General features: G+C 60.7%; 13 protein-coding genes. 5 read left to right on the forward strand and 8 right to left on the reverse strand.

Annotated features, from left to right (window positions below; all coding sequences use genetic code 11):
• Positions 1-12: 12 nt before the first annotated feature.
• From fadA to KGB20_RS24680, 3 genes are all read right to left on the reverse strand, one after another.
• Positions 13-1,188 carry an acetyl-CoA C-acyltransferase FadA gene (gene fadA, locus KGB20_RS24665; protein ID WP_223533109.1) on the reverse strand — a complete coding sequence of 392 codons (1,176 nt, stop codon included), beginning with the start codon at positions 1,186-1,188 and terminating at the stop codon, positions 13-15.
• Between the two features lie 29 nt (positions 1,189-1,217).
• Positions 1,218-3,365, reverse strand: a complete 2,148-nt coding sequence (fadB, locus tag KGB20_RS24670) for a fatty acid oxidation complex subunit alpha FadB (protein WP_057715656.1) — start codon at positions 3,363-3,365, stop codon at positions 1,218-1,220.
• A 619-nt stretch (positions 3,366-3,984) separates the two neighbouring features.
• Entirely contained in the window at positions 3,985-4,422 is a 438-nt protein-coding gene (locus KGB20_RS24680) for a hypothetical protein (protein ID WP_090454096.1), read from the reverse strand.
• Between the two features lie 104 nt (positions 4,423-4,526).
• On the opposite strand from KGB20_RS24680, the gene KGB20_RS24685 reads away from it, so the two are divergent.
• On the forward strand, positions 4,527-4,967 hold the full coding sequence (locus tag KGB20_RS24685; protein WP_046041383.1) for a universal stress protein: 441 nt from the start codon (positions 4,527-4,529) through the stop codon (positions 4,965-4,967).
• 190 nt (positions 4,968-5,157) lie between these two features.
• Here KGB20_RS24685 and KGB20_RS24690 read toward each other — a convergent pair whose 3' ends face one another.
• Positions 5,158-7,077 carry an ATP-binding cassette domain-containing protein gene (locus tag KGB20_RS24690; protein WP_008022990.1) on the reverse strand — a complete coding sequence of 640 codons (1,920 nt, stop codon included), beginning with the start codon at positions 7,075-7,077 and terminating at the stop codon, positions 5,158-5,160.
• Positions 7,078-7,292: 215 nt separating this feature from the next.
• On the opposite strand from KGB20_RS24690, the gene KGB20_RS24695 reads away from it, so the two are divergent.
• Positions 7,293-9,221 (forward strand): transglycosylase SLT domain-containing protein, encoded by a 1,929-nt coding sequence (locus KGB20_RS24695; RefSeq protein ID WP_223533111.1) that lies wholly within the window; start codon positions 7,293-7,295, stop codon positions 9,219-9,221.
• A gap of 99 nt (positions 9,222-9,320) precedes the next feature.
• Here the strand turns inward: KGB20_RS24695 and KGB20_RS24700 are convergent, their stop codons facing one another.
• The gene (locus KGB20_RS24700) at positions 9,321-11,108 is read right to left on the reverse strand and encodes an ABC transporter transmembrane domain-containing protein (RefSeq protein WP_223511003.1); all 1,788 of its coding nucleotides are present in this window, start codon (positions 11,106-11,108) and stop codon (positions 9,321-9,323) included.
• Positions 11,109-11,359: 251 nt separating this feature from the next.
• Between KGB20_RS24700 and KGB20_RS24705 the strand changes: the two genes are divergently transcribed.
• Positions 11,360-11,539, forward strand: coding sequence for a PA1571 family protein (locus KGB20_RS24705; RefSeq protein WP_223533113.1), 180 nt, complete (start codon positions 11,360-11,362; stop codon positions 11,537-11,539).
• Between the two features lie 171 nt (positions 11,540-11,710).
• Here KGB20_RS24705 and pdxB read toward each other — a convergent pair whose 3' ends face one another.
• The gene (gene pdxB, locus KGB20_RS24710) at positions 11,711-12,853 is read right to left on the reverse strand and encodes a 4-phosphoerythronate dehydrogenase PdxB (protein ID WP_223533115.1); all 1,143 of its coding nucleotides are present in this window, start codon (positions 12,851-12,853) and stop codon (positions 11,711-11,713) included.
• A gap of 255 nt (positions 12,854-13,108) precedes the next feature.
• On the opposite strand from pdxB, the gene KGB20_RS24715 reads away from it, so the two are divergent.
• The gene (locus tag KGB20_RS24715) at positions 13,109-14,503 is read left to right on the forward strand and encodes an MATE family efflux transporter (RefSeq protein ID WP_057715662.1); all 1,395 of its coding nucleotides are present in this window, start codon (positions 13,109-13,111) and stop codon (positions 14,501-14,503) included.
• Positions 14,504-14,629: 126 nt separating this feature from the next.
• Here the strand turns inward: KGB20_RS24715 and tusA are convergent, their stop codons facing one another.
• Together tusA and rlmM are read right to left on the reverse strand one after the other, a co-directional pair.
• Positions 14,630-14,881: a sulfurtransferase TusA gene (tusA, locus tag KGB20_RS24720; RefSeq protein ID WP_056721984.1), complete on the reverse strand. Its 252-nt coding sequence runs from the start codon at positions 14,879-14,881 to the stop codon at positions 14,630-14,632.
• 196 nt (positions 14,882-15,077) lie between these two features.
• Positions 15,078-16,151 carry a 23S rRNA (cytidine(2498)-2'-O)-methyltransferase RlmM gene (rlmM, locus tag KGB20_RS24725; protein ID WP_057715663.1) on the reverse strand — a complete coding sequence of 358 codons (1,074 nt, stop codon included), beginning with the start codon at positions 16,149-16,151 and terminating at the stop codon, positions 15,078-15,080.
• A gap of 298 nt (positions 16,152-16,449) precedes the next feature.
• On the opposite strand from rlmM, the gene acnA reads away from it, so the two are divergent.
• Complete coding sequence (gene acnA / locus KGB20_RS24730; protein ID WP_223533117.1) at positions 16,450-19,191, forward strand: aconitate hydratase AcnA; 2,742 nt, start codon at positions 16,450-16,452, stop codon at positions 19,189-19,191.
• The last annotated feature ends 38 nt before the right edge of the window (positions 19,192-19,229 follow it).

Genomic DNA, 19,229 nt, shown 5'->3' on the forward strand with positions numbered 1-19,229 from the left:
TCAACGAGACGCTTAAACGCGTTCGAAGACGGTGGAGATGCCTTGGCCGAGACCAATGCACATGGTGGCTACCCCGAAGGTACCGCCATTCTGCTTCATCACATTGAGCAAAGTGCCGGAGATACGCGCACCGGAGCAACCGAACGGGTGGCCCAGGGCGATCGCGCCGCCGTGCAGGTTAACCTTCTCGTTCATCTTGTCGAGTACTTTCAGATCTTTCAGCACTGGCAGAGCCTGTGCGGCGAAAGCTTCGTTGAGCTCGAAGAAGTCGATGTCGGAAATGCCCAGACCCGCGCGCTTCAGTGCTTTTTGTGTGGCCGGTACTGGACCATAGCCCATGATTGCCGGATCCACACCTGCCACTGCCATCGAACGAATCACCGCCAGAGGCTGGATACCCAGATCCTGCGCACGCTGCGCCGACATCACGATCATGCACGAGGCACCATCGGTGATCTGCGACGAGGTACCGGCTGTCACGGTGCCGCCCTTCGGATTGAACGCCGGCTTCAGAGCCGCCAGGCTTTCCAGGGTGGTTTCCGGACGAATGGTTTCGTCGAAGTCGAAGGTTTTCAGGAAACCGTTCTCGTCGTAGCCCTGCATCGGGATGATTTCGTCTTTGAACTTGCCTTCCACGGTCGCCTTGTGGGCGAGTTGGTGGGAGCGCACGCCGAAAGCGTCCTGCTGCTCGCGAGTGATGCCGTGCATCTTGCCCAGCATTTCCGCGGTCAGGCCCATCATGCCCGAGGCTTTCGCCGCGTACAGCGACATGTGCGGGTTCGGATCGACACCGTGCATCATGCTCACGTGACCCATATGCTCGACGCCACCAACCACGAAAACGTCACCGTTGCCGGTCATGATCGCTTGCGCGGCAGTGTGCAGAGCGCTCATCGACGAGCCACACAGGCGGCTGACGGTCTGGCCGGCCGAAGTGTGCGGGATCTGGGTCATCAGCGACGCCATGCGCGCGATGTTCCAGCCCTGCTCCAGGGTCTGGTTCACACAGCCCCAGATCACGTCTTCGACTTCGTTCGGGTCGACCTTGACGTTACGTTCCAGCAGTTTGCTGATCAGGTGCGCCGACATGTCTTCGGCACGGGTGTTGCGGTGCATGCCGCCCTTGGAGCGGCCCATCGGAGTACGACCGAAGTCGACAATCACGACGTCTCTAGGATTCAAGCTCATAAGTTCACTCTCACTCTAGTTGGGGGCGCTTAACCGAAGAAGCTCTGGCCGTTCTTGGCCATTTCGCGCAGCTTCGCGGTCGGGTGGTACAGCGCGCCCAAATCAGCGTACTGGTCAGCCAGGGCAACGAACTCTGCCACACCGATCGAATCGATGTAACGCAGCGCACCGCCACGGAATGGAGGGAAACCAATACCGTAGACCAGACCCATGTCGGCTTCGGCAGCGGTTTCGACGATGCCGTCTTCCAGGCAACGCACGGTTTCCAGGCACAACGGGATCATCATCCAGTTGATGATGTCTTCGTCGGTGACTTCGCGCTGCTCGTAAACGATCGGCTTGAGCACTTCCAGTACCGAAGGATCGGCAACCTTCTTCTGCTTGCCTTTCTTGTCGGTCTCGTAGGCGTAGAAGCCCTTGCCGTTCTTCTGGCCCAGGCGCTTGGCTTCGTAGAGCACGTCGACGGCCGAGCGACGGTCGTCCTTCATGCGGTCCGGGAAGCCTTCAGCCATCACGTCACGACCGTGGTGACCGGTGTCGATGCCGACCACGTCCATCAGGTACGCCGGGCCCATAGGCCAGCCGAATTTTTCCATGATCTTGTCGATACGGACGAAGTCCACACCGGCGCTGACCAGCTTGGCGAAACCACCGAAGTACGGGAACAGGACGCGGTTGACCAGGAAGCCCGGGCAGTCATTGACCACGATCGGGTTCTTGCCCATTTTCTTGGCGTAGGCAACGGTGGTGGCAACAGCCAGCTCGCTGGACTTCTCGCCACGGATCACTTCCACCAGCGGCATCATGTGCACCGGGTTGAAGAAGTGCATGCCGACGAAGTTTTCCGGACGCTTGAGGGCCTTGGCCAGCAAGGTGATGGAAATGGTCGAGGTGTTGGACGCCAGGATGGTGTCCTCCTTGACCTTGTCTTCAACTTCGGCCAGTACCGCTTGCTTGACCTTCGGGTTCTCGACGACCGCTTCGACCACCAGATCCACGTGACCGAAGTCGCCGTACGACAGGGTTGGACGGATGCCGTTGAGCACTTCAGCCATTTTCGCGGCGGTCATGCGACCTTTATCAACGCGGCCGACCAGCAGTTTGGCGGCTTCGGCCAGCCCCTGCTCGATACCGTGCTCGTTGATGTCCTTCATCAGGATCGGCGTGCCTTTGGAAGCCGACTGATAGGCGATACCGCCACCCATGATGCCGGCGCCCAGTACGGCGGCCTGCTTCACGTCCTTGGCGATTTCGTCGTAGGCCTTGGCCTTTTTCTTCAGTTCCTGATCGTTCAGGAACAAGCCGATCAGGCTCTGCGCAGCAGAGGTCTTGGCCAGTTTGACGAAACCTGCAGCTTCAATTTCCAGCGCCTTGTCGCGACCGAAGTTCGCGGCTTTCTGGATGGTCTTGATCGCTTCAACCGGCGCCGGGTAGTTCGGACCAGCCTGGCCGGCCACGAAACCCTTGGCGGTTTCGAAAGCCATCATTTGTTCGATGGCGTTCAGCTTCAGCTTTTCCAGCTTCGGCTGGCGCTTGGCCTTGTAGTCGAACTCGCCGGAGATGGCGCGCTTGATCAGTTCCAGCGCGGCATCCTGCAGTTGCTCAGGAGCAACCACGGCGTCGACGGCGCCGACTTTCAGCGCGTCTTCAGGACGGTTTTCCTTGCCGGCGGCGATCCATTCGATGGCGTTGTCGGCACCGATCAGGCGCGGCAGGCGCACAGTACCGCCGAAGCCCGGGTAGATGCCCAGCTTGACTTCCGGCAGACCGATCTTGGCCTTGGTGGACATGACGCGGTAGTCCGCCGCCAGGCACATTTCCAGACCGCCACCCAACGCGATGCCATTGATCGCGGCGACGGTCGGGACGTTGAGGTCTTCGAAATCGCTGAAAATCTTGTTGGCTTCGAGGTTGCCAGCAACAAGTTCTGCATCCGGCAGCTTGAAGTTGTCGACAAATTCGGTGATGTCGGCGCCGACGATGAACACGTCCTTGCCACTGCTGACGATCACGCCCTTGATCGAAGCATCTGCCTTGATGGTGTCTACGGCCTGACGCAGTTCGTTCAGGGTTAGACGGTTGAACTTGTTGACGGACTCACCCTTGAGGTCGAACTTCAGTTCGACGATGCCACTTTCAAGAGCCTTAACCGTGATGGCTTTACCTTCGTAAATCATCAACTGATCTCCACGATATGGAAGCTGAACAGTACACGTCGGACGCAGGCGAACGGCTTGGCAGGGACGTTGATCGTCAATGCTACGCCCATTCCCCCGGCACACCCGCCAACGCGATAGTCGGGATTCTGTAGGAGCGGTCTGAAATACAAACGCTCAATTCATACGCCCGTTTGATTTGGGTACGTCACCTTCACGGAATTTCCGACAATTGTCAATCGCCCGAAACATGGGTTGAAACGCGACTTTCCGGTCATATCCGTACTGCGAAGACCTTAAACACGCTTGAGCATGCAAGGTCATTCATAGAATCAATTGTTAGAAAGTTCGCCCTAATTCGCTGCAGCCCGTGTTTAACAAGCTACGCTGGCGGAACCCAGGGGAAAATTGTGAACGCTTTTGGCGAATGCCCAGCGTAAGATCAGCCAACACCGTTTTTACCGGCCTGCCTGGCCAACTCCAGCCCGATGATGAATGTCGGGCTTTTTATTGCCTGCGAAAAACACCTGTAGGAGCGAGCCTGCTCGCGATGGACGTCAACGATGACGCGGGAAGCCTGGCACCCCGCGGCGCTCTCAGGTTCATCGCGAGCAGGCTCGCTCCTACAAGGGATCGGGTTTCAGGCGAGGGCTTTGAGGGTGGCGTCGATCTGCTGCAACACCTCAGCCTCGCCCTTCTCGCCCCAGTACAACGTGATCATTTGCTTGTCCGCCTCGACTTTGTAGACGTTGGCCGGCAATTTTTCGAAATGATCGAGCAGTGCCCTGTCTTCACAGATTTCCTGCCATTGATTGACCCAGACACCCGGTGATTTTTGCCAGTAACTCCAGCACGCCGGCTGATTGCCACGTCGAGGTCGATGGTACTGGGCGCAGGGGCTCGGCGGCTCCTGGCTGAGCCAGTGCGGCCACTCCTGAGGCGCCAATTGCATGGCCAGCCCGATGCGTCGAGCCTCCATCCGCAAGGCGATGCGCCCGCTCTGAACTCGCGACGGCCGCAACCATGCCAGCGGACTCAGCACCACCAGCAGGATTGACACCACTATCCAGACCGTCATATCTGTACTCCCGAATTTGAATGAGCCCATTGTGTCACTTTGGAACCAATGCGCTTGAAACCAGCCATACTTACCAATATTGCATCCCTCAGGAGGAGCACCTCATGCCCTACAACCATATTCTGGTCGCTGTAGATCTGACCGAAGAGTGCGACCCTGTGATTCACCGCGCTCGCGAACTGTCGGTGAGCAACGGTGCGAAATTGTCGCTGGTGCACATTGTCGAGCCGATGGCGATGGCCTTCGGCGGCGACGTGCCGATGGACCTGTCACAACTGCAACAGCAGCAGTTCGATCAGGCCAAGGAGCGCCTTGACCGCTTGATCCTGAAATACCCGGAACTCTCCAGGGAATACAGCCACCTGACCTACGGACAGCCACGCCAGGAGATCCACCACCTGGCCAAGGAGCAAACCTGCGACCTGATCGTGGTGGGCAGCCATGGCCGGCATGGTCTGGCACTGTTGCTGGGCTCCACCGCCAATGACGTGCTGCATGGCGCGCCTTGCGATGTGCTGGCGGTGCGCTTGCAAAACAAAAGCTGACAACACCCCCTGTAGGAGCGAGCCTGCTCGCGATGGTCGTCAACGATGACGCGGGCAGCCTGACACCCCGTGGCGCTCTCAGGTTCATCGCGAGCAGGCTCGCTCCTACAGGGGATCGTTTCGATCCAATTTCATATGAAAAGCCCGGCGTTCATCACTGAACGCCGGGCTTTTTTTGTTACCGGATCAATCAGGCATCCAGCTCGGCCCAACGCTCGACCATGATGTCGAGTTCAGCCTGCAACTGCTCCAGCTGAGCAATCACCGCAGCCGTTTCGGCCGCCGGACGCTGATAGAAGCCGGCATCCGCCATCTGTGCTTCAACGGCGGCAATCTGCTGCTCCATGGCCTCGATCTGCCCCGGCAACGCTTCCAGTTCGCGCTGCAATTTGTAGCTGAGCTTTTTCTTCGCCACTGGCGCTTCGACAGCTGCCGCAACCGGCGCAGGCTCGGCCTTCACCACCGCGGAGTTCAGGTCTGCCTTGCCGGACTTGCTCTCGGTCACGCCCAGCAGACGCGGCGAGCCGCCCTGGCGCAGCCAGTCCTGGTAGCCACCGACGTACTCGCGAACCTTGCCTTCACCTTCAAAGACCAGGGTACTGGTGACCACGTTGTCGAGGAATGCCCGGTCGTGGCTGACCATCAGTACGGTGCCGTTGAAGGTCAGCAAGACCTCTTCCAGCAGCTCGAGGGTTTCGACGTCGAGGTCGTTGGTCGGTTCGTCGAGTACCAGCAGGTTCGCCGGCTTGCTGAACAGCTTGGCCAGCAACAGACGGGCACGCTCACCACCCGACAGCGCCTTGACTGGCGTGCGAGCACGCTGCGGGCTGAACAGGAAGTCGCCGAGGTAACTCAGCACGTGGCGGCTCTGGCCGTCGATATCGATGAAGTCGCGACCTTCGGCCACGTTGTCGATCACGGTTTTTTCCAGATCCAGCTGATGGCGCAACTGGTCGAAGTAGGCGACATCGATCCGGGTGCCCTCTTCCACTTTGCCGCTGGTCGGCTGCAAGCCGCTGAGCATCAGCTTCAACAGGGTGGTCTTGCCGGTACCGTTGGCGCCGAGCAGACCGATACGGTCGCCGCGCTGCAGCACCATGGAGAAGTCCTTGATCAGGAACGGACCGTCCGGGTGAGCGAAACTCACGTTATCGAGGACCATGACCTGCTTGCCGGACTTGTCGGCGGTTTCCAGCTGGATATTGGCCTTGCCGGTACGCTCACGACGCTCGCTGCGCTCGACACGCAAGGCTTTGAGCGCACGTACACGACCTTCGTTACGGGTGCGACGGGCCTTGATGCCCTGGCGAATCCACACTTCTTCCTGGGCCAGGCGCTTGTCGAACAGCGCGTTGGCGGTCTCCTCGGCCGCCAGTGCGGCTTCCTTGTGCACGAGGAAACTGGCGTAGTCGCCGTTCCAGTCGATCAGGCCGCCGCGATCCAGTTCGAGGATGCGGGTTGCCAGGTTCTGCAGGAAAGAACGGTCGTGCGTGATGAACAGCACGGCGCCCTGGAAATCCTTCAGCGCTTCTTCAAGCCAGGCGATGGCACCGATGTCCAGGTGGTTGGTCGGTTCGTCGAGCAGCAGCAGGTCCGGCTCGGACACCAGGGCCTGGGCCAGCAGGACGCGACGACGCCAGCCGCCGGACAACTCGGCGAGGGTCTTGTCGGCCGGCAGTTGCAGGCGGCTCAAGGTGCTGTCGACGAGGGTCTGCAAGCGCCAGCCATCGCGGGCTTCGAGGTCGTGCTGGACGTGCATCAGCTTGTCCAGATCGGCGTCAGTGACGATGTTCTGGCTCAGGTGGTGATATTCGGCGAGCAAGGCGCCAACGCCGTCCAGGCCTTCGGCCACCACGTCGAACACTGTCCGCTCGTCGGCCACCGGCAATTCTTGCGGCAATTCGCCGATCTTGAGCCCGGGTGCGCGCCAAACGGAGCCGTCATCGGGCTTCTGGTCGCCCTTGACGAGCTTCATCATGCTGGACTTGCCAGTGCCGTTGCGGCCGATGATGCACACCCGCTCACCACGGGCGATCTGCCAGGACACCTTGTCCAACAACGGCATAGCGCCGAAAGCAAGGGACACATCGCTGAATTTGAGCAGGGTCATGAGCTTCTCCAAAAACCGGGCGCGCATTCTACCTGACTTGAGGCTTCAGAAGGCCGGCAATTTCACTCTCGTAGCACTCTGCATGACAAATGTTGCGAACTGATGCGGGAAGACCCGCAAAGCTTTCACCGGCTGCTGGCAAAAGGCTAAGCTACAGACAATTCAGCGCGGGCCTGGCCCGCGCTTGTCATGATTTTTCTCTGCCCGGACGTCTCATGCGCAGTCGCCTTTTCAATCTTTTATCTGCTTTTTTACTGTCTGCCGCTGCCGTTCAATCCGCCCAGGCGGTGGACCTGTCCACCCAACGCCAGTATTACGATGAAGCCAAGCGCGCCCTGGCCAAGGGCGATAGCGGCCCGTATTTCCGTTACAGCCAGGCCCTCGCCGATTATCCTCTGGAACCCTACCTGGCGTACGACGAGCTGACAGCGCGCCTGAAAACCGCGAGCAACGCCGAAATCGAGAAATTCCTCGCCGAACACGGCGACCTGCCCCAGGCCAACTGGATGAAGTTGCGTTGGTTGCGTTGGCTGGCGGAACGGGGCGACTGGGCGACCTTCGTCAAGTACTACGACCCAAAAATGAACTTCACCGAACTGGACTGCCTGAATGCGCAGTACCAGATCAGCCACAACCTCAAAGCCGAAGGTTACGCCAACACTGAAAAGCTCTGGCTGACCGGTAAATCCCAGCCCCAAGCCTGCGATGCCCTGTTCGGCATGTGGGCCGCCGATGGCCAGTTGACCGAGCAAAAACGCTGGGAACGCGCGAAACTCGCTGCCCAGGCGCGCAACTATCCCCTGGCCAACAGCCTGATCAACGGCATGACCACCCTCGCCCCTCGCGGTCGTTTGCTGGTGGACGTGGCGCAGAAACCGGAACTGCTCAACCAGCCGTCACGCTTCACCCCGGCCGATGAAGCCATGTCCGATGTGGTCAGCCTCGGCCTGCGCCGCCTGGCTCGTCAGGACCCGGACAGGGCCATGAATCTGCTCGACGGTTACGCCAGCAGCATGCATTTCTCCCGGGATGAAAAAGTGGCGATCGCCCGGGAAATCGGGCTGACCCTCGCCAAACGTTTCGACAGTCGAGCCCTGGACGTCATGACCAAATACGATCCGGAACTGCGCGACAACACGGTTTCCGAATGGCGCTTGCGCCTGCTCCTGCGCCTGGCGCGCTGGGACGATGCCTATCAGTTGACCCGCCGCCTGCCCCAGGACCTGGCCACCACCAACCGCTGGCGTTACTGGCAGGCCCGCACCCTGGAGCTGGCGCAACCGCAGAACCCGGAAGCCCAGACCCTTTATCGAAGCGTGGCTCGTGAGCGCGACTTTTATGGGTTCCTCGCGGCGGATCGCTCGCAGTCACCCTATTCGCTGAACAACAAGCCGCTGGTGATGAGCCAGGCGCTGATCAACAAAGTGCGCAACACCCCCGGCATACGTCGTGCCCTGGAGTTCCACGCTCGCGGGCAAATCGTCGACGGGCGCCGCGAGTGGTACCACGTCAGCCGTCACTTCAGCCGCGACGAAATGGTCGCCCAGGCCAAACTGGCCTACGACCTGAAATGGTACTTCCCGGCCATTCGCACCATCAGCCAGGCGCAGTACTGGGACGACCTGGATATCCGTTTCCCGATGGCCCACCGCAACACGCTGGTGCGTGAAGCGAAGAATCGCGGCCTGCATCCGAGCTGGGCGTTTGCCATCACTCGCCAGGAAAGCGCCTTCATGGAAGATGCCCGCTCCGGGGTCGGCGCCTCGGGCCTGATGCAACTGATGCCCGCCACCGCCAAGGAAACCGCACGCAAGTTCAGCATTCCCTATAGCTCGCCACAGCAACTGTTCAACCCGGACAAGAACATCCAACTCGGCGCCGCGTACCTGAGCCAGGTGCACAGCCAGTTCAACGGCAACCGCGTCCTCGCCTCCGCCGCCTACAACGCCGGCCCGGGCCGAGTGCGCCAATGGCTGCGCGGTGCGGACCACCTGAGTTTCGACGTGTGGGTGGAAAGCATTCCGTTCGACGAAACCCGCCAGTACGTGCAAAACGTGCTGTCGTATTCGGTGATCTATGGCGAGAAGCTCAACTCACCGCAGCCGATCGTGGATTGGCATGAGCGGTATTTCGACGATCAATGATCACTGCAGGAGCGAGCCTGCTCGCGATGGACATTAGAGTGCCGCTGGGTGTCAGGCATCCCGCGTCATCGTTGACGACCATCGCGAGCAGGCTCGCTCCTACAAGAGTTCCCCGGCGTTAATCAATCCATCACTGAACTGCAGCGCCGCCAACCGCGCATACAACGCATTGCTGGCAATCAGCTCCAGATGCGTGCCCACCGCCACCAGTTTCCCCTGGTCCATCACCGCAATTCGGTCGGCGTTTTTCACCGTGGCCAGGCGATGGGCGATCACCAGGGTGGTCCGGTTTTTCATCAGTGTCGGCAGCGCCTGCTGGATCAGGTGTTCGCTTTGGGCGTCAAGGGCGCTGGTGGCTTCGTCCAGGAGCAGGATCGGCGCGTCCACCAGCAGCGCACGGGCAATGGCCAGGCGTTGGCGCTGGCCGCCGGACAAGCCGAGGCCGCCGTCCCCCAGATGAGTCTGGTAACCATTGGGCATGGCTTCGATAAAGTCATGGGCGTAAGCGACTTTTGCCGCTTCCTGTACCTCGGCCAACGTCGCCTGCGGATTGCCGTAGCGAATGTTTTCTTCAATGCTGCCGAAAAACAGCGCCGGGGTTTGCGACACCAGGGCAAAACAGCGACGCAGGTCCAGCGGGTCGAGTTGAGTCAACGGCACGCCATCGAGCAGGATGCGCCCCTCGGCCGGGTCGTAAAAACGCAGCAGCAGGTCATACACCGTGGACTTTCCGGCCCCCGATGGCCCGACCAGCGCCAGCGTCTCACCGGCATTGACGGTCAGGCTCAACCCGTCGACAGCATAACTTTCCGGCCGCGACGGGTAGGAAAAACGCACATTGTGCAGTTGTAGTTGGCCATTGACCCGCTCCGGCAGCTTCACCGCGCCCGCCACCGGCGGCAGGATGATGTTTTCCGAACGCAGCAACTCGGCAATCCGCTCGGCCGCGCCGGCTGCCCGCTGCAACTCGCCAATCACTTCGCTCAACGTGCCGAACGCGCTGCCGACAATCAGGCTGTAGAACACGAACGCCGCCAGCTCGCCAGCGGAAATTCGCCCGGCGATGACGTCCATGCCACCAACCCAGAGCATCACCCCGACCGCACCCAGGACCAGCACGATCACCAGGGTAATCAGCCAGGCCCGCTGGAAGATGCGCTTGCGCGCGGTGTTGAACGCCTCTTCCACCGTCACGGCAAACCGTCGCTCGTCCTGGGCCTGATGGTTGTAGGCCTGCACGGTCTTGATCTGCCCCAGGGTTTCGGACACATAACTGCCGATATCGGCAATCCGGTCCTGACTCAGGCGTGAGAGGTTACGCACCCGGCGTCCGAAAATCAGGATCGGCGCGATCACCAGGGGCAAGGCAACCACCACGATGCTGGTGAGTTTGGGGTTAGTGATGAACAGCAGGACGATCCCACCGATCACCATCAGCAAATTGCGCAGGAACAATGACAGCGAAGAACCGATGACCGATTGCAGCAGCGTGGTGTCGGCGGTCAGGCGGGACTGGATTTCCGAGCTGCGATTGTCTTCGTAAAACCCCGGGTGCAGGTAAATCAGATGATTGAACACGTTGCGGCGGATATCGGCGACGCAGCGCTCGCCGATCCACGACACCAGGTAAAACCGTGCAAAGGTTCCGATCGCCAATCCCGCCACCAGTAACATGAACAGACCGATGGACTGATTGAGCAGATGCGGTGACTGGGTCATGAACCCCTCGTCCACCAACAGGCGGATGCCTTGCCCCATGGACAAGGTGATGCCAGCGGTGACGATCAACGCCAGCAAGGCGCCAAAGGCCTGCCAGCGATATGGCGCGATGAAGCGACTGGCCAGGCGAATGGCACGGCGGTGACGGGCAGAGAGCATCGTAATCATCCTGGACAAGGCAGTCATTAGGGTCAGCCTATACCGCTCAATGGGGTGGTTTGCTGCAAATCACAATGAGTCGGGTTAATTATGTCCACCAAGACTAGAGGCTAGACACTATTGGTCTAAAGTTCGGGTAGCCACGCGAAGGCATTTCTGCTGGACTGGTTCTGTCCCCCCGGAAAGATCGCAGGGAGTTGTCATAGCCCGGTCACCTGGCGGTTCTACAGTAAGCTAACAACCTGATGAGGAGACAGGCCATGTCCTTGCAACACAGCAGCGATGACAAGATTCAAGTGATCCGCACGCAACCAGACCAGTCTCTGGGTTGCTCGATTATTGACGAGCAGGGTCGCGAAGTACCGATCACTGAAAAAATGATCCAGAAAGCTTGCAGCGAACTGGATAAGCGATTGGTCAAACCTGCCAAACAAAAGTGATATAGCCACCGTCTTCTTGACCCGGCCCATTGTTGGCCGGGTTTTTTATGGGCGCCTGTCCGGACATTGTGGGGCGCCCTTCGCGAGCAAGCCCGCTCCCACAAGGGATTTTTGGTGCATATAGATCCGGTGTGGGAGCGGGCTTGCTCGCGAAGGGGCCACCGCGGTCTATCAGGCTGCCGTTGCCCCCAACGCCGCCACAATCCTCTGCAACTCAGGCGCATCCCCCTCGATCCGCACCTGCAATCCGTCGATCTCACGGCGCGAAGGATAATTCTTGCGCAACGCATCAAATGCCGCTCGCTGCTCGCTGACACTGCCGACAAGGCTGCGACGGAAGTCCGCATCGTCACGTCGCGGGTCATACACGCCACGGCACAGCATCGCCAACGCCCAGGCCGGGTCGCTTTGTGCATTGAGGGTCACGTGCGACAGCCACGGAGCCGGCAGCAAATCGCCCAGGCTGACCTGGGCTGGCTGCCCAATGAAATCGCAATAGGCCTGATAAATCTGCGCGGTGCCCCGCTGCTTGCCGTCGAGGCTGTAACCGGCAATGTGTGGCGTTGCCAGCACGCAGAGTTCGGCCAGCGCCACATCGACTTCAGGCTCGCCTTCCCAGACATCGAGCACCGCTTGCAGGTCTTCGCGCTCCAGCAGCACGTCGCGCAGCGCTGCATTGTTGACCACCGGCCCGCGACTGGCATTAATCAGCCAGGTGCCGGACCTGAGCTGGTTCAGGCGTTTTTCATCGAACAAATGCCAGGTCGATTGCTGACCCTGTTTTGTCAATGGCGTGTGCAGACTGATGACGTCGCACTCGTCGATGATCTGCTCGAGGCTGACGTAGTCTCCACCTTCCGCAGTTTGCCGTGGCGGATCGCACACCAGCACCTTCCAGCCCAGGCCTTGCAAGACCTTGACCAGGCGTCCACCCACCTCGCCGGCACCGACCACGCCGTAGGTACGCCGGGTCAGGTCGACGCCCTCGATTTCGGCGAGGGTCAGCAGACTGCCGAGCACATAGTCGACCACACCACGGGCATTGCAGCCCGGCGCGCTGGACCAGGTGATACCGGCCTGCTGAAAGTAATTCAGGTCCAGATGATCGGTGCCGATGGTGCACGTACCGACAAAGCGCACCTTGCTGCCCTCGAGCAGCGCGCGATTGACGTTGGTCACCGAGCGCACCAACAGCACATCGGCCTGCTCGACCGTGGCACGGTCGATGGCGCGACCCGGTACCCGGCGGATTTCACCGAAGCCTTCGAAGAAGGCATCGAGCAGAGGGATATTTTCGTCGGCAACAATCAGCATGGCAGGCTCCTTTGGCGGGTTGGCAGTGTAGGCGCAGAATTCATCTCTGTGTAGGAGCGAGCATGCTCGCGATGGGCGTTAACGATAACGAGGGCTGCCTGAATGAACGCGGTGCCCTCACATCCATCGCCAGCGAGCTCGCTCCTACAGGGAGAGCGGAGCGATTACAAATAGCCAACACAGTCTTTTCCTGACCGAAGCGTCAACGCGTAGAATGCGCAGCCCTGCGCATCAAAACCTCTGGACGCTTCGCTTGTGAATTCCGTGACTGACACTACCGCCGCCCCACGCACGACCCCGGTTCGCCTGGAACTCAAGGGCCTGCTCGGCCTGGCCCTGCCGATCATGATCGCGCAACTGGCCACCACGGCCATGGGCTTCGTCGATGCGGTGATGGCCGGCCGCGTCAGCCCACGGGACCTGGCATCGGTGGCCCTGGGCAACTCGATCTGGATTCCGGTCTACCTGTTGATGTCCGGTGTCCTGCTGGCAACCACACCCAAGGTCGCGCAACGCTTTGGCGCCGGGCAGTTTGACGAAATCGGCCCGCTGGTACGCCAGGCGCTGTGGCTCGCATTGTGTGTCGGGTTGATCGGCAGCGGCCTGTTGCTCGGCGCCGAGCCGATCCTGCACTGGATGAAAGTCGATCCGCAATTGATCGAGCCGAGCATGGGTTACCTGCACGGGATCGCCTTCGGCTTGCCGGGCATGGCGTTCTATTACGTGCTGCGCTGCTACAGCGATGGCATGGGTCGGACCCGTCCGAGCATGGTCATCGGCTTGTGCGGGCTACTGCTGAACATCCCGCTGAACTACACGTTGATCTATGGCCATTTCGGCGCACCGGCCCTGGGCGGCGTCGGTTGCGGCTGGGCCAGCGGCATCGTGATGTGGTTCATGGCGTTGAGCATGGCCGGCTGGACCTTCTGGGCCCCGTTCTATGCCCGAACCCGTGTGCTGGTGCGCTTCGACCGGCCGAAATGGGCCGTGATCAAGCGCCTGGTCAGCATTGGCCTGCCGATCGGTATCGCCGTATTCGCCGAGTCCAGCATCTTCGCGGTCATCGCCCTGTTGATCGGCAGTCTCGGCTCCACCGTGGTGGCCGGGCATCAAATCGCCCTGAATATCAGCTCGTTGCTGTTCATGATTCCTTATTCGCTGGGCATGGCGGTAACCGTGCGGGTCGGCCAGGCACTGGGGGCCGGCAATCCCTGGCAGGCGCGCTTCGCGGCGAAGGTCGGGCTCGGCGCGGCACTGGTGTTCGCGGCGTTTTCGGCGGCCCTGATCCTGCTCCTGCGCGAACCTATCGCCTCGATCTACACGCCTGACAAGGCCGTGATCCAGATTGCGTCGATGTTGATTGTGTATGCCGCGCTGTATCAGTTTTCCGATGCCATCCAGGTGATCTGCGCCGGTGCGCTGCGTGGGTACCAGGACACTCGGGTGACGATGATCCTGACCTTGTTCGCCTATTGGGGCATCGGCCTGCCGGTCGGCTACGTGCTGGGACTGACCGATTGGTTCGGTCCGGCCAGCGGCCCGAGCGGGCTGTGGGAAGGGTTGATTGCCGGTTTGAGCTGTGCGGCGCTGATGCTGTCGATCCGACTGACGCTCAGTGCGCGCCGGCGGATTCGTAACAGCCAGGGTTGATCGCCACAACCCTGTAGGAGCGAGCTTGCTCGCGAAGGTCGTGAACGATAACGCGCAAAAACCAGATGCCCAACGGCGCCTTCGTTATCTTCGCGAGCAAGCTCGCTCCTACAGGGGGGTTGTTGCTTAAACAGACTTCTTGCGAATCCAGTAGAGGTAGGTGCCCTCATCTTCGTGCTGTGCCACCAGTTCGTGGTCGAGAAACACACAGAACTTGGGAATATCGCGACGGGTCGACGGGTCAGTGGCGATCACCTTGAGCAGGCCGCCGGGCACCAGATCACGGATGTGCTGATGCAGCATCATCACCGGCTCGGGGCAGTTGAGGCCGGTGGCGTCGAGGGTGCCGTCTACCGGCGTATCAAGCATTTCACTCATGATTCACTCCTGAAGCTGGCCGGCATTGTCGCGCATTGCCGGGTGTAACGTCATCTGTGGCATTACGCCGCCCTTGTGGGATGACCACTGACCTGTGGGAGCGGGCTTGCTCGCGAAAGCGGTGTGTCAGCAGCGTTGACGTCGACTGACACGACGCCTTCGCGAGCAAGCCCGCTCCCACATTGGTCCATCGGTATCAGCGGGATTTCGGTTTCTTCACGTCCAGTCGACGCAAATGGCAGGTCACTTCCTCGCGGTCGTGGTACAGCTGCTTGCAGCCAATCTCGACCTTGATACCCCGGGCCTTGAAGCCATCGGCAATGCGCTCGAGCAAACGCTTCACTTCGGCATAGCGCTGTTTCATCGGCAGCTTGAGATTGACCACCGCCTCGCGACAATGGCCGTCGCCGATCCACTCTTCCAGCATCGCGGCGTTGCGTGCCGGCTTCTCGACGATGTCGCAGACCATCCAGTCCACCGGTTGCTTGGGCTTGAAGGTGAAACCGTCAGCCATCAAATGCTGCACCAGACCGGTGTCCATCAGGCTTTCGGCCATCGGGCCGTTGTCGATGGCCGTAACCAGCATGCCACGGTTGACCAGTTGCCAGGTCCAGCCACCAGGGGCGGCCCCCAAGTCAACGCCGGTCATGTCGCCATGCAGGCGCTCGTCCCACTGGTCGCGCGGGATGAAGTGGTGCCAGGCCTCTTCCAGCTTGAGGGTCGAGCGGCTCGGCGCCTCGCGGGGGAACTTCAAACGGGGAATGCCCATCGGCCACATCGCCGAGTTGTTCGACTCCGCCAGGCCCATGAACACTTCACGACCGCTCTTGAACGTCAGCAGCAAACGCGGCTTGTGGGCATCTTCCACCAGCTTGCCGGCCGCCATCAGCGCCTTGCGCAGGTGCACTTCGAATTTCTTGCAGAAGTTCGACAGTTCCTTGCCGTCGTTGGTGTCGACCATTTCCAGCCACAGGCTGCCGCACAGCGGAAAGTCCGCCATATGCGCAAGGATCACGCTGATGCGGTCGGTTTCCGGCAGATCGATGAAAATCCCCCGGGCCCATTGGCGCGGGAAGATCAGCTCGGCAAAACGCTGCCCGCGCATCAGGCGCTCGGCGCCGTCTTCTTCGGTGCAGACAAACTCGGCGCAGGCAGTTGCCGCCTTGGCCTTGGCATAACCGGCCACGTTCAAGCGCGCGGCGAGGTCGGAAATCTCGGAACAGACTTCGCCTTCGAAGCCCGGCCGGCAATGCATAAAGAGGGTGTTCATTAATACTCCTGGACCCTGTAGGAGCGAGCCTGCTCGCGATGGACTCAAGGGCGGCGCGTTTATTCAGGAAACACGCGTTATCGTTAACGTCCATCGCGAGCAGGCTCGCTCCCACAAAGAGAGACCGCTTGCCCTGAAGCAAAGCCTGTCACGAAAACCGGCGCATGATAGCCGAGATCGGAAGCTGGAGCTTGCCGATAGAGCCCGGTTATTAGCCAGCTACTGAAAACAGAGCTAGGTTTAATGTTCTGCCCATCCCCTCAGTCCGTAGCCGTGCGGACTCAAAGGAGTGATTGCAATGCCGTCCCTCGATAGCCTGAATACGCTCAAGACCCTGCAAGTCGGCAACAAGACCTACCACTACTTCAGCCTGCCCGAGGCCGCCAAAAGCCTGGGTGATCTGGACAAGTTGCCGATGTCGTTGAAAGTCCTGCTGGAAAACCTGCTGCGCTGGGAGGACGAAAAAACCGTCACCGGTGCCGACCTCAAGGCACTGGCCGCGTGGCTCAAGGAGCGTCGTTCCGACCGCGAGATCCAGTACCGCCCCGCGCGGGTGCTGATGCAGGACTTCACCGGCGTGCCGGCGGTGGTCGACCTGGCCGCGATGCGCGCGGCGATGGCCAAGGCCGGCGGCAATCCGCAACGGATCAACCCGCTGTCGCCGGTGGACCTGGTGATCGACCACTCGGTGATGGTCGACAAGTTCGCCAGCAGCAGCGCTTTCGAGCAGAACGTCGACATTGAAATGCAGCGCAATGGCGAGCGCTATGCGTTCCTGCGCTGGGGCCAGAGTGCCTTCGACAATTTCAGCGTGGTGCCGCCGGGCACCGGGATCTGCCACCAGGTGAATCTTGAGTACCTCGGCCGCACGGTCTGGACCAAGGACGAGGACGACCGCACTTACGCCTTCCCGGACACACTGGTTGGCACCGACTCCCACACCACCATGATCAACGGCCTCGGCGTGCTTGGCTGGGGTGTCGGCGGTATCGAGGCGGAAGCGGCGATGCTCGGGCAACCGGTGTCGATGCTGATTCCCGAAGTCATCGGTTTCAAACTCACCGGCAAGCTCAAGGAAGGCATCACCGCCACCGACCTGGTGCTGACCGTGACCCAGATGCTGCGCAAGAAAGGCGTGGTGGGCAAATTCGTCGAATTCTACGGCGACGGCCTTGCCGACCTGCCCCTGGCCGACCGCGCGACCATCGCCAACATGGCCCCGGAATACGGCGCCACCTGCGGTTTCTTCCCGGTGGACGACATCACGCTGGAATACTTGCGTCTGTCCGGCCGGCCCCTGGAAACGGTGCAACTGGTCGAGGCCTACAGCAAGGCCCAGGGCCTGTGGCGCCTGCCCGGCCAGGAACCGGTGTTCACCGACAGCCTGGCGCTGGACATGGGCAGCGTCGAAGCCTGCCTCGCGGGGCCGAAACGCCCGCAGGACCGGGTGACGCTGCCGAATGTCGCGCAAGCGTTCAGCGACTTCACCGACCTGCAATTCAAGCCCACCAGCAAGGAAGAAGGCCGTCTGGAAAGTGAAGGCGGTGGCGGTGTTGCCGTCGGCAATGCCGATATGGCCGGCGAAGCGGATTACGATTACGAAGGCCAGACCTATCGCCTGAAAAACGGCGCCGTGGTCATCGCCGCGATCACCTCCTGCACCAACACCTCCAACCCCAGCGTGATGATGGCCGCCGGGCTGGTGGCGAAGAAGGCCGTGGAAAAAGGCCTGAAACGCAAACCCTGGGTGAAGAGCTCGCTGGCCCCCGGCTCGAAAGTGGTCACCGACTACTACAAGGCGGCCGGCCTGACCCAGTACCTCGATGAATTGGGCTTTGCCCTGGTCGGCTATGGCTGCACCACTTGCATCGGCAACTCGGGGCCGCTGTCGGAGCCCATCGAGAAAGCCATCCAGCAAGCCGACCTCACCGTGGCCTCCGTGCTCTCGGGCAATCGCAACTTCGAAGGCCGGGTGCATCCATTGGTGAAAACCAACTGGCTGGCCTCCCCGCCGCTGGTGGTGGCCTATGCGCTCGCCGGCACGGTGCGCACCGACCTCAGCCGCGAGCCACTGGGCGATGGCAAGGACGGCAAACCGGTGTACCTGCGGGACATCTGGCCAAGCAGCAAGGAAATTGCCGACGCCGTGAATCAGGTCAACACCGCCATGTTCCACAAGGAGTACGCCGAAGTGTTTGCCGGTGACGAACAATGGCAGGCGATCAAGGTTCCGCAGGCGGCGACCTATGTCTGGCAGGACGACTCGACTTACATCCAGCACCCGCCGTTCTTCGACGACATCGGCGGCCCAGCGCCCGTGGTCAAGAATGTCAGCGGCGCCAGGATCCTCGCACTGCTCGGCGACTCGGTGACCACCGACCACATCTCCCCGGCCGGCAACATCAAGGTCGACAGCCCGGCAGGGCAATACCTGCGCGACAAAGGCGTGGAACCGCGGGACTTCAACTCCTACGGCTCGCGGCGTGGCAACCATGAAGTAATGATGCGCGGCACCTTCGCCAACATTCGCATACGCAACGAAATGCTCGGCGGCGAAGAAGGCGGCAACACCCGCTACATTCCCACCGGGGAAAAAATGTCGATCTACGACGCCGCCATGCGCTATCAGGCTTCGGGCACGCCGCTGGTGGTGATCGCCGGCCAGGAATACGGCACCGGCTCGAGTCGCGACTGGGCGGCCAAGGGCACCAACCTGCTGGGGGTGAAAGCGGTCGTCGCCGAAAGCTTCGAACGGATTCACCGCTCCAACCTGGTGGGCATGGGTGTGCTGCCGTTGCAATTCAAGCTGGATCAGAACCGCAAGAGCCTGAAGCTGGGCGGCAGCGAAACTCTGGACATCCTCGGCTTGACCGGCGTCGAGCTGACGCCACGGATGAACCTGACGCTGGTCATCACCCGCGAAGACGGCAGCCGCGAGAAGATCGAGGTGTTGTGCCGCATCGATACGTTGAATGAGGTGGAGTACTTCAAGTCCGGAGGGATTCTGCATTATGTGTTGCGGCAGTTGATTGCTTCGTAACTGATGAGCAATACACAGACAGACACCGCCTTCGGGCG

It is taken from the genome of Pseudomonas sp. BF-R-30 (assembly GCF_019956175.1).
Lineage (GTDB): Bacteria > Pseudomonadota > Gammaproteobacteria > Pseudomonadales > Pseudomonadaceae > Aquipseudomonas > Aquipseudomonas jessenii.